Annotated in this window: 11 protein-coding genes; 2 read left to right on the top strand and 9 right to left on the bottom strand. The window is 43.9% G+C overall.

Annotation, left to right across the window (positions count from 1 at the left end; all coding sequences use genetic code 11):
- Nucleotides 1-59: 59 nt before the first annotated feature.
- Nucleotides 60-1589: a DUF3612 domain-containing protein gene (locus tag AB6D93_RS09980; protein ID WP_081090203.1), complete on the bottom strand. Its 1530-nt coding sequence runs from the start codon at nt 1587-1589 to the stop codon at nt 60-62.
- 169 nt (nt 1590-1758) lie between these two features.
- On the opposite strand from AB6D93_RS09980, the gene AB6D93_RS09975 reads away from it, so the two are divergent.
- Nucleotides 1759-2355 (top strand): malate synthase, encoded by a 597-nt coding sequence (locus AB6D93_RS09975; protein ID WP_017060610.1) that lies wholly within the window; start codon nt 1759-1761, stop codon nt 2353-2355.
- Nucleotides 2356-2485: 130 nt separating this feature from the next.
- On the opposite strand, the gene AB6D93_RS09970 is transcribed toward AB6D93_RS09975, so the two are convergent.
- From AB6D93_RS09970 to AB6D93_RS09945, 6 genes are all read right to left on the bottom strand, one after another.
- Nucleotides 2486-3502: a GGDEF domain-containing protein gene (locus AB6D93_RS09970; protein WP_017060611.1), complete on the bottom strand. Its 1017-nt coding sequence runs from the start codon at nt 3500-3502 to the stop codon at nt 2486-2488.
- Between the two features lie 457 nt (nt 3503-3959).
- A complete protein-coding gene (locus AB6D93_RS09965; RefSeq protein WP_004740083.1) occupies nt 3960-4172 on the bottom strand; it encodes a cold-shock protein in 213 nt (70 codons plus the stop codon).
- 358 nt (nt 4173-4530) lie between these two features.
- Entirely contained in the window at nt 4531-5808 is a 1278-nt protein-coding gene (locus tag AB6D93_RS09960; RefSeq protein WP_102332003.1) for a cytosine deaminase, read from the bottom strand.
- 9 nt (nt 5809-5817) lie between these two features.
- Nucleotides 5818-7056: a cytosine permease gene (codB, locus tag AB6D93_RS09955; RefSeq protein ID WP_065585003.1), complete on the bottom strand. Its 1239-nt coding sequence runs from the start codon at nt 7054-7056 to the stop codon at nt 5818-5820.
- 680 nt (nt 7057-7736) lie between these two features.
- Nucleotides 7737-8960, bottom strand: coding sequence for an HlyD family secretion protein (locus AB6D93_RS09950; RefSeq protein ID WP_017066494.1), 1224 nt, complete (start codon nt 8958-8960; stop codon nt 7737-7739).
- Nucleotides 8954-9304 (bottom strand): MFS transporter, encoded by a 351-nt coding sequence (locus tag AB6D93_RS09945; protein WP_017066493.1) that lies wholly within the window; start codon nt 9302-9304, stop codon nt 8954-8956. The genes AB6D93_RS09950 and AB6D93_RS09945 overlap by 7 nt, the downstream gene beginning before the upstream one ends.
- A 133-nt stretch (nt 9305-9437) precedes the next feature.
- On the opposite strand from AB6D93_RS09945, the gene AB6D93_RS09940 reads away from it, so the two are divergent.
- Nucleotides 9438-10445 carry an AraC family transcriptional regulator gene (locus AB6D93_RS09940; RefSeq protein WP_017061786.1) on the top strand — a complete coding sequence of 336 codons (1008 nt, stop codon included), beginning with the start codon at nt 9438-9440 and terminating at the stop codon, nt 10443-10445.
- A 10-nt stretch (nt 10446-10455) separates the two neighbouring features.
- Here the strand turns inward: AB6D93_RS09940 and AB6D93_RS09935 are convergent, their stop codons facing one another.
- The gene (locus AB6D93_RS09935) at nt 10456-11412 is read right to left on the bottom strand and encodes an urea transporter (RefSeq protein WP_372135143.1); all 957 of its coding nucleotides are present in this window, start codon (nt 11410-11412) and stop codon (nt 10456-10458) included.
- Between the two features lie 82 nt (nt 11413-11494).
- Nucleotides 11495-12154, bottom strand: a complete 660-nt coding sequence (locus AB6D93_RS09930; RefSeq protein WP_017061784.1) for a pyridoxamine 5'-phosphate oxidase family protein — start codon at nt 12152-12154, stop codon at nt 11495-11497.
- Nucleotides 12155-12187: the final 33 nt, after the last annotated feature.

Below are 12187 nucleotides of genomic sequence, written 5' to 3'. Positions count from 1 at the left end.
CTTATTGTGATTGGTTTTTTTTTGCCTGAATTTTAGGTTCTATTTTTTGTTATTACTTTTTACTCACCACACTTCGAGTAACAGCTTGGCTGGCGTGGGCATTCTCCACCTCTGGAGCAGATAAGCCTCGCCTCTGTCTCAATCCCACGTTCAATCCAATTTATATTTAGAATCTTGGCTATTGTCGTGAGATCTTTCTTGATGTTACGCGGAATTGCCACAGAGCCACCATTGTTAACGCATGACGCTTTAAGCTGCTCTGCTATGTCTCTTGAATTACCGCCTTGAGCATCAATCGCAGGGTTGAGATCTATACCAGCACACAACACACGATTGTTACCCGCAGGATCCGTCATATTGATGGATTCACAGCAGTAGATTCTTGGCTCATCACCCACGTTCAAAATGGAGATTTGAGCCGAGCTTCCCGCTCGAGGTTCTGATAATCGACGGAACACAGCCCAATGTTGACATGGGTCAGCGACCGTTCTCATATTTCCCCAAGGTAGCGGAATCCCGTTCCCGCGATATACCGCCTTGAGTTTCCCCGGCCCATAAGCATCAAAGTAGTGCCAGTGAGGGTAGGGCGATACTACAGTCATTCGACGCATCGCAACAGAGGGGGAAACCCCTGCTCTTTTGTGAACGTCGATTTCGTAACCAGTGCGGTCAAGTAGCTGCCTAAACGGGACTTTCGGGCACAGAAGTGCGCCAGCAAAGAAGCTGGATTCAAAGTCTCGCCATGCTTGAAGAATATCTTGGGAGTTGAGCTGTGAAGAGCCTGATACCTGGTTGTCGTCCCACGTGTTGTTGTTACCGACCGACAACACACTCTTTAGGCCTTCTTTGCTGTGCAGAATGCAATGACCGATATAAACCGAAAGGTCGTATTTCAGACGAGTTGGATACTCTTTAAGAATCTCGTTTAAGAAGATAGTACCGGGAGGCTCAAAGAAGGAGGTCACTAACTGCTTAGCGTTAATTCCGAGCTCATCGACGACGTCTTGCGGCGTGCGCGTCACCCAGCGGATGTTGATTCCTAGGCTTCTAGCGATGTCTATCAGGTCTTCTACGCTGAGGTTAAGACGTTTTAAGCCTACTTCTTCCGCAGCGCGCTCAAGGTCAGGGAAGTGGTTCTGGTTGCTCTCTTGGTGTGCTCGAATCAAGAGGTGCGCAAACTGGCGGCCTGAAATGCCCGTTTGTGACAGCATCTCAGGAATCGCAATTTGCAGGATGTCGTTTGAGAATAGGAAGCTCGGCTCGAGCGCCATGCCACTTATCCCACCACGATTCCCCTTATCAGGAGCAATGGCTTGTTGTTCAGATTCGTCGTCGAGGAACCACGTCGGATTCTTCTGAAAGACCTGTGCAATCACTTCCAGCATATCGATGCTCGGAACCCGCTTTCCACGTTCAATCATTGAAAGGTAAGAAACGGAAGGAGCACATTCTGGGTCGATTCTAATACAACGCGCAGACAGGTCTTCCATCGTTAAATGGTTACGTTTTCTTAGGTTACGTATTTTCGTACCTAGGAAATGTGACTGACGAACTAAACTTTTTGACAAGGCCATATTTGTAAAATTCACATTGTAAAATTTTTGTTGTGAAATTGTATGTAAAAAAGCGCTAATCTACAAACTAAGCAATTCACAAAATGACAAATAAATTAAACGTTAGTTTGGAATAATTGCTCTAGGACACATTTTTGCTGTAGAAATCGGTGGTTATCACCGGACTGGTCAAGAGGGAAAGACTATGAATATGCTTACATTCGATAAAACAGAAATCCAAAAACAATCAAAGCCATTTATCGCTGAAGCTGTCTTTGCCGTGGAGACAATCAATGCTAATCAGCAAACTGAAAAGCAAGTGAAAGCAAAGCAGCTGCTTGATCGACTATTCCCACTAGAGAATGGCTCACATCAAGACGTAACCAGCTACGTAGTCGATTACCGCCATATTATGGCTTACTTTAAAGACGGTCAGCACAGCGGTCTGAAGCACCCTAAGCAGTTTGTAGCGTACATGGGTGAGAAGAACGACCCAGACTCTATCTTGTTTCGAGATGGCAGTGGCAGCCACCTAGAGGTGATGTTTGGTTGCCACAAAGGGACAGGTTGTATTGAGCTAGTAGAAATTGATGATATTCAGTTGGAATCATGCACCACGTTTGGCCAATCACCAATGGAAGCAACAACCACAATGCGTGAAGAGACCATTGCAGCGATGCGCCACTGGATCAGTTTGATTCAAGGTGACGCAAAGGGTAAACCAAAGGCATGCAGTGAAGATAAAGAGTTCAGAGCAAAGAGTGGTGAAGACTACTGCTTGAATTATTGCTTCCAGATCTAACGGTGAATCCTAGTTAGCTAAAGTAATTTATACAACTAAAGAAAAAAAGCCCCGAAGATAATGAACTTTGGGGCTTTCTAGTCTCAATACGAGCCGACTAATATGTCGATAAGAGCATTGTTGGTGTGTTTTACAAAGGCATGACTCGGTTACGGCCAAGTGATTTCGCTTCATAAAGTAGCTTATCAGCACGTTCAATCAGCGATTGAGCTGATTCGCCGGGTTCAAGTTCAGCGACACCAAACGATGCAGTGATACTGCCGACTTGTTGACCACTGCGGCGATCTTTAATCGACAGCTTTTCTAGAGAGCGACGATTGGTATCAGCGAGTTGACGAGCAATACGCAAAGACTTGTTAGGCACAATCAGCGCGAACTCTTCACCACCAAATCGATAGGCAGAAATACCTTCACGGCAACTTAACTTCAGCTTGCGAGCGATCGCTTTAAGCACCATATCGCCAAACAAGTGGCCATAGGTGTCGTTGAAATTTTTAAAGTGGTCGATATCGAGAAGAATCAGACACAAAGATTGTTGTGCTTCACACAGGGTTTCTATGTCACGGTCGAAAGAGCGACGGTTATAGAGTGTGGTTGTACTATCGAAAAGCGCATCTTTCTGAACTTCTACTAACTGGGTTTTTAGCTTGGTGATCTCTGAGGTTGCAGAGTTTAGCTGAGAGTTTAAAAACTGAGTAGAGTGACGAATATGACGGGATTCAGACACCAGCTGTCGAACTAAGGACATGACTTCATCAATAGATAGGCTTTCATTATCAACACGAGCCAAGTCCTCGAAGCTTTTATCGATCATGTCAGAAAAAGCGGAGGTGTCGGTCAGGGTGTCATTCATTGAATTGGAAACTTCAGAAACTAACAGTTCCAAATTAGCGCGAAGGTCATTGATATTGGTTTCGGATTTGCTGGCAACATAATTGTTGTATAGCTGCTCACCAACGGCAGGAGGACAAATACCGTAGTGTTCTAAAACACCATCCATGTCTTGAGTCAGCTGGGGAATAGCGTTATCGACATAGGTGTACCAAAGTGCGTAATTTGCAGGTGTCGTTGACACCCTGTTCTTCATCATAAGAGGCACCGCTTTTTTTAGATTTGCGGTGGATTTCTGAAATTCGTCTTTGTTCATTATTTTTACTGCAGATACCAAAACAACTAAGCCACTTGCGAACAAGGTTAGCGGATTTCGAAGGTCTTTGCTTTAAAAATTATATGATTAGTGGATGAGGGTTGGATAAATAACTCATTTTTATTATGAATATCGATTGCGTATTCATAAGCGTAATCTAATGGATTGTTCTTTAACCATATTTGGGCTTATCAAACTTTCGGCGTAGCGTGAGTTAGTATCAAAAGATTACTGAGAATTAAGTGTTGTCTAGGGAAGTGCATACAAAAAGTGACGTAAATTGATCGTTGAGCTTTAATTGAGAAAGTCTAGGTTGAGGACGCTTGGCTGGTGATTTGCATTTGTTCAGAGTTTACGGGGGAAAGCCTGTATCGAGAGGGGAAATGTTTATAAGCAGGCATAAAAAAGCGCCGATAAAAATCAGCGCTTTAAAATTCTTTTTAGCTATAAGAGCTAATTATTGAGCAACAACGTTTGCTGCTTGTAGGCCTTTTTGACCATTTTCAACTTCGAAAGAAACCTTTTGGCCTTCTTTCAGAGTTTTGAAGCCTTCAGAAACGATTGCACGGAAGTGTACGAATACGTCAGCGCCGCCGTTGTCTTGAGAAATGAAACCGAAACCTTTCTCTTCGTTAAACCATTTTACAGTGCCAGTATTTGTGTTAGACATAATTTGTCCCTTATTCATAAATTTTCTAAGTTGTTGATTGCATTTAATGCAATGCGCTGATAATTGAATTATTTAATATTGCTAAGAAATAAGGAAAAACTACTTACAAAAACGGGTAACGATTTTACATGTCAATTTTTTACTATTCATCTAACTTAAATAACTCCGGCTAACAGAGCGAGAGCATGTTAACACAGTCTTTTGAGATGTACACGCATTGCTTAAGAAATTTGTGTTTTTTTTGTCATACCGTGCGAATGTACAAGATTTACACTGATTTAGTGATAGTTTTGTCGCTTCGTCCAACACAACAAAAGGAAGCATCTCAGCTTCCTTTTGATCATTAGTATAGACGATATTAACGCTTAAAGTTGATATCTTCAGTTTGATCTAAATTTATTTTTGTTTTCGCTGGTTGAGTCTCTGCAATCACCTTACCGTGGCGTATTGAGTACTGCACTGGTACTTGGCGGCGTACTGCATCAAAGCCATTGTCAGCAGGAAGAATCAGCAAGCTACCTGGCTTACCTTCTTCGATACCGAAGTTGTCTTGAATGTTCAATGTGCGAGCAGAGTTCTTGCTGATCAAATCAAGTGAGTTGTTGATTTGGTCGTAGCCCATAACCTGTGTTACATGCAGTCCCATGTGCAGAACTTGAAGCATGTTCGCTGTGCCCAGTGGGTACCATGGGTCAAACACATCATCGTGGCCAAAACAAACGTTGATGTCTGCTGCTAGCATCTCTTTAACGCGCGTTACACCGCGGCGTTTCGGGTAATCGTCGAAACGGCCCTGTAAGTGAATGTTCACTAGCGGGTTTGCCACGAAGTTGATACCTGACATCTTCAATAGACGGAACAGGCGAGATGTGTAAGCACTGTTGTACGAACCCATTGCAGTGGTGTGGCTAGCAGTTACTTTCTCGCCCATTTCAAACTTATGAGCAAGGGCTGCTAATGTTTCCACAAAGCGAGACTGTTCGTCGTCGATTTCATCACAGTGAACGTCGATCAGACAGTCGTACTTGCGTGCAAGCTCGAACACATAATGCAAAGATTCAACCCCGTATTCACGAGTGAATTCGAAGTGAGGGATAGCACCGATAACGTCAGCGCCGATCTTCACTGCTTCTTCAAGCAACTCTTTGCCGTTAGGGTATGAAAGAATACCTTCTTGAGGGAATGCAACGATCTGGATGTCGACCCACTCTTTCATCTCTTCACGAACTTCAACCATCGCTCTTAACGCAACGAGTGTTGGGTCAGACACATCAACGTGTGTACGAACGTGTTGAACACCGTTAGCTATCTGCCATTTCAGTGTTTGCTTGGCACGAGACTTTACGTCTTCGATTGATAGCAGTTCTTTGCGCTCAGCCCAACGCTCAATACCTTCAAACAAAGTGCCAGAGATGTTCCAGTTAGGCTCACCAGCAGTTTGAGTAGTATCTAGGTGGATGTGCGGTTCACAGAAAGGAGTAACTGCAATGCCACCTTCAGCATCAAGGATGTCGCCTTGATGATTGATTTGCGCGCCATTATCGAGAATGCGAGAAAATTGACCATTTTCAATCAGAATCTGTTTCAAGCCTTCTTGGTCTTGAAGTTTCGCGTTCTTGATTAATAAGGTTGTCATAGTGTGTCCTTAAGCGGCCTGAGATTTCAGAGCTTTTTTGTTCAATAGAGGATTAAGCACGAGGTAACTGATTGCACCACCTAACACTGCGTTCAAAGGAACAACGCCAGGTAGGAAGTGACCAGCGGCTACGCCTGTTGCTACCGCGATAATGCCAGCCCAGTTAACGGTTTGGAACTCTGCATTTGCAAAATCTTTGTAACGTTTACGGTTCGCGAAGAAGTCGGCGATGATTACGCCACCAATTGGTGGAATCGCCAGCGAAAGGAAGGTTAACCAACCAACGAAGTTGTTGTATAACCAAAGTGCGAAAATCGTACCGATAATGCCGTTAATGATTGACATTGTAGTACTTGAGCGACCAGTGATGTTAGATAAACCCAAACCGGATGCATAAAGTGCATTTTCATTGGTTGTCCAGATATTCAAGCCTAGCACGATGATGGCTGGAAGCAGCAGACCTTGCGCGATCATCACATCTGAAATATCAGCCTGACCGGTTGCTGCTGCTCCTGCTGCGCCGAAGATAAACATCAGCGAGTTACCGATGAAGAACGCAACCATAGTAATTAATACTGCGCTTGCTGGCTTTTTACCAAAGCGAACGAAATCGGCCGTTAACGTACCCGCACTTACGAACGAACCTACAACCATTGCAAGAGCCATTGAAAAGTCCATTGGCGTCTCTGGTTTAATAAGTTGCAGTTGCTCTAGTCCACCAACACTGTCTACCGCAATCAGTACTGAGTAACCACCCAGAATCGCAATTGCAGGCACTGCAATCGCTGAAAGCACCATTAGCGCTTTAATGCCGAAGTACACTGTACCCGTCATCAATAAGCCAGATACGATAATCAAGGTGTTGGTATCAATGCCCGTTGCTTTTTGTACTGGAATAGCAAACATCGCAACACCCACACCAAACCAACCGACTTGTGTACCACCAAGTAAAGCAGAAGGAAGCCATGAGCCTTTTGTACCGAAAGAGAAACGAGCTAGTAGGTGAGTAGAGAGGCCAGTAGATGAGCCGATGTAGCCAAGAAAAGAAGTGTAAATACCGAGGATTAGGTTACCGATGAGAACGGCGAGGAAGAAATCGTTGAATGAAAGACCTGTCCCGAGTGAACCACCTGTCCACATACTTGCAGAGAAGAAAGTGAGTCCAAGCATTACCATGGTGAGTGAAGCGACTCCTTTCCTAGCCGATGTAGGAACCGGCCCTAGACTGTAGTTATTATCAGCAGCCATTTTTTACCTCCGCAAATGATCAAAATTAAAATTAACGGTCGCCGTATTGCAGGCAAACTTGCGCATTATGGTGATATAAATCACATAGTCAATGCTAATTTTGTCAATAATTGCCCATAAAAACCAGTTATTGCAGTAATTATCTTGTAAAACATAGGGTTATTTTCTGTCTTTATTTAAAAAAAACAAATAGAAAACGTTTTCTATAATGCGTTGGTTATCTGCTGTTCTTGGTTGGCTATGAATGCTTATTATTATACGTCTGAATGGGTGTCTGTATCGAAAAAGAGGGCGGTTGGCCAAACTGCAGGCAAAAAAATAGCCAATCGCAATAATCGCAATTGGCCTATATATTTTGTGAACAAGAATAGGTTCACTAACAACGTCAGTTGGCTAGGTGACCCTCGGCTTAAGAAGGGTCAATATATACATTGCAGTTAGTGTGCCAACTTTTAAAACCACGTAAAACGGCAGTTTTATAGCAATCTGGTGCGTATTTGAGCGTTTAATTTGCGTTTTTGAAATACCCAATTGCAAAATGCAATTGCGATTTGCAACTTTAGAGTGTTTATTCGTTTTTCGGGTTTGTGTTCTTTCTGGCGACGAATGGTGAAATAAACAAAAAGCCCGTGCGATCTAAGAGCGCACGGGCTTGGGTATTGTTTCACCAATAGGAAGTATTAGATGGAGTAGAAGAAGTACAGTTGAGACTTCATTCTAATGATGATCCCGCGTATTACGTCTAGGAACGCCATAAAGCTGATAGGCTTCTCACCGCTTACCCACGCTAATCCGACAGAGCCAACAGGAATATCGTAACCCTCTGCCTCATCAATTTTTAAACGAACAAAGTGGTGCTTGTTCTGAAGGTTTTTGCCTGTGGTAACACGAACCTGCTCATCGATACCCAGCAAACTTGCTTGCGCTTCACCAGTGGCTTCTACAATGCCTTCTACGGTTGCAGAGAACACTTTTCCTGGGTATACCGCTGTCGCAAATTCCGCAGGTTGACCGACCTTAATATTACGAATCGCTTGGTGGTTAACTCGCATCAGCACGTACTTCTCTTCGGTATACATCTGGATACGAGGCATCATTGAAACACGCTGACCTTCACGAAGAATAAAGTTCGTTACAAAGCCGTCAGTCGGTGCCGTGACTTTGGTGCTGTTCAAGTCCCATTGTGCTTGTGCCAGTGTTGCCTTTGCTGAATCGACCTCAGTTTGCTTCTTGCTCACATTGGTTTCAGCTTTGTGGATGTTCAACTTCGCATTCTCGGCATCGACTTCTTTCTTGCTAAGCTGAGATTCCAATGTCGTAACGTTATACGTCGCTAAGTCTACCTTTGCTGTTTGTTGGTCGATGTCAGTTTCAGTGATCGTATGTTCTACCACTTTGTTTTGCTTCTGGTAACGATCAAGCGTCTTTGACTGCAGTACTAAGTCTGTTTTAGCCGAATCTATTTGTGCGACTGAAGCTTTGATGTCTTCAAGCGCCGATTGATAGCTGACTTTTGCAATGCTCACTTCTTGACGAGCTGTGTCTAAAGCGACCTCTGCAGACTCAAGTTGAACGCTGGCTTTGTCTCTTGCGATGACATATTTAGTGTCATCAATTTCGTAAATTAGCTGTCCTTCAGTCACATCCTGGTTTGGGTCGATGTGGACTTTGGAAGTTTTTCCCGACACATTAGTTGAATCGGGACGCAGCTGAATATGTGGAGACTGAACCACTGAGCCTCCCGATAGATCCATCGGAGTAAAATTGAGTAGGCCAACCCATACAAACAGCAACCAAGATGTACCCCCTAGGTACGCAAACGCCTTGGTGCCTTTGTTCCAAGGCATACCAACAAGTCTGAGTAAGTAAATGAACAGTGCCCAAATTGCCAAGCCTTCTAACATGTTTGGCTCTCCTCATCTTGCTTGTCGGAAGTTGTTTGCTCCTTGGTTGTGGTCGGTGACTTCCATGTGTCTCTTAGATTGATGATGGCTTTTTCCATATCAACGAAGGCCAAAATTACTGCTAGTACCCATACCCAGTGCCATACAAAACCAATCCATGTTAATGCGGTGATCAAACCGAGTTGTTGATGCTCTTTACTGTGAGCCTTGTTGATTGGTAATTCATGCACACGCCAGAAGCCGTAACATGCAGCAGCGATGGTTGCGACTAACACTACGCCTGCAACTACGTGTAGTGCGGTATCTGCGCCGGTTCCGACAAATGGGACACTAACTAAACTCATTGATATACCCTAGGTTAAATTGAGCACCGAGTGTTATTGATATCAGATTTAGAAGTTGATAATTTACCAATTACTTTAATAATGATGTCATTATGATTTGATCTGTAATAGTGACTTCTAAGTATGGTGGCTAATGAACAATTGTAACTTCTTAAGAGCATTGGGTATTTTGGGTATTTACCAATACGCAACGACTAATAAGGCTGTGAATACTGAGCAATTAGGTATTCCTAAATCGGTGTTTAATAACCCGATGAACCTTATCCCCGTAAGTGAAGTGGACAAATGGTATGGCTTACTTGAACAACAAACCGGTGATTCCGATATTATCTTGAAGCTGGCTGATAGAGTGGATATTGAAAGGCTAGGTCCTCTCTCTAACTGGTTTTTCTCGGGGCACGATCTGGCGTCGTCTATACGCCGAGTTAACATCGGGTTGCACTGTTTGCAGTCCGGGGCTTTTCTATATGGCGCTCAAGTCGGTAATTTCATCAAATGGTGCTACGACAATCCTGCTTATACTGAGGTGGGTAAAGTTCATGACTCAATTCGAGTTGCCATCTTTATGATGAAGATATTAAGGCGTTACTTGGGAGACGACTTTACTCCCGCAGCCGTCTCTATCGCAGGTTATCGCGAGAACACTCAACTCTATCAAGAGTATTTTGGGTGCAATATTCAGTGGGGCCAGCCACGAACTGAAATCTGGATACCAAGCCAGTCGAGGTTATCGAGCAATCAAGCCCCTTCTAGCGGCAAGATGAGCTTGGCAATGAACTTTCATGACTTAGATAATTACCTCAACATGCCTGATGCCGCGGATGAGCATAAGGTGACCTATGAGATGATCAATTACAGTCGCCATTTCGGCCTGCCAACACTGCATAAAGTGTCGAGTTTGCTTGGGTTATCTGAACAGCAATTTCAACGTCGATTGCATAACTTAGGCATCAACTTTTCTACCATTATGGGCTATGCGTTAAGTAATGTGGCGGTGGAGTTGTTGATGTATTCAGTGCCAATAGATAAAGTCGCGACGAGGCTCGGCTATACCAATGTCGCGAGCTTTAATCGGATGTTTAAGAAACATCGAGGTTTGACACCCAAGCAATATGTTGAGCGCCTAAAAACTGGCCTGTAACTATTCAGAGCTAACTTATGGTTCGTTTATGGATCAGGCTGGACAAGTAAACCATCCCCCAAGTACTCAAAATGAAAGGGGCGGTGAGTGGTAACAGTGACAGTTCATGAAAACCAAGTGTGATGAGACAGCTTAACAGCATGCCTAATAGGATTAACGGCCAACGGATTCGCGGATAGGGCACAAGTGCTAAAGTGGCAAGAATGGCGTTGTACCCGTAAAGACCTTGGGCTACCAGTTCGTTAGAAGCGCCAATCAACCCGCTAAATACGGTGCTAATTATTACTGCGAGCATAACCCAAATGGCATGCTTGATATTGTTGAGTGCGATGGCGACTAAGATAACGAGCCCCGACAACGCATTTTCGATGAAGCTGACTTGGCTTATCCCTTTTAACAACGGGATCACCACTGTCGGCAGGTTGAACCACGAGTTAGCCTCAATACTGATGAGTGGCATCAGTGCGGAATCAGGTGCAGAAAACGCTGACAGCTCAAAGGTTGATTGGATAATATAAATCAGCCAAGTGGTGAGGATAAAGGCGCTAGTGTAACCGTGATATTTCTCAAAACTGAATACGATGTGGGCAATCGGCACCGTGAGTAATGCACCTAACGCAGTCACTAAAGCCAATAATGGTGTCACACCAAAAAAGTTACCGATAAATAAACCAATCAAAGCGCCATTTAGCGCGTACATTCCACTATCAATGTCGTCAACTGACTTGTTGGTGTTGGTGTTGGTGTTGGTGTTGGTGTTGGTGTTGGTGTTGGTGTACATATAGCCATAGAAAGCTAATGCATAGCTGCAACTGGCGCCAAGTAAGGTAAGAAAAGCCAGCGCCAGTGACTCAATAGAAATGGCAAGCAACAGCAAAGTCGACGTCATGATAGACGGTGTGAAATAGACTTGCCCAATGCCATTGAGCAAGCCTTGAAACGGCAGAATATCCTTGTTCGTTTTCATCGTCTGATTACATTATTGAGTCATGTTAAATTTTTGTAATTCAGATTGTATACAATTTTATCAAGTTCACCATCTTCGAGTGTTAATTCTGATACCAGCGTTCACCATAAGCTTGTTGGTAATCTGGTGTTTCAATGATGCCTTCTTGTTCTGGAACGGTTTCTAACGGCCCAACAACAGTTCTATAGGGTAATACGCCAGCCCAAACTGGAATGTCCATATCGGCTTTATCATCATTCACTCCATGTTTACCAATCTTCACGGAAGCTTCTGTTAAAGGTATCGCCAACAACTCGGTCGCAGTGAGTTCTTTTTCATTACTGAGCCTCACTTCATCGGTTCTGCCCGGTGCGATTTGCTCAATAAAGATATTCAACAAGCGATCCTTTTCTTGATTGTCATCGATGACTGAAAATGACCCCAATACCACAGCAGAACGATAATGCGCACTATGATGAAATGCCGAACGAGCCAGCACCCAACCATCGAACAAGGTGAACGTTAAACAGGTTGGTTCTCCCTTTTTTAGTCCTTTTAGTAGGCGACTGTTTTTAGCTCCATGAATGTAGACTATATCACCCACTCGCCACGCGAGCATCGGGATGACCATTGGTCCTTGTTCGCCCTGCAATGCAATGTGTGCGATTAAGCTCTCATCAATAATTTGGTGCAGTTTCTCTTGTTCAAATACGGCTTTGTGAGCCCCTTTTTTAATCGTGGTTCTTTTCGTGTTAGATAACATAATCGCTCCTTAATCATTGCCTTTTGATTAATG

The organism is Vibrio sp. 10N.247.310.23, assembly GCF_041467155.1.
Lineage (GTDB): Bacteria > Pseudomonadota > Gammaproteobacteria > Enterobacterales > Vibrionaceae > Vibrio > Vibrio crassostreae_C.
This window is presented reverse-complemented; position numbering and strand designations above follow the sequence as displayed.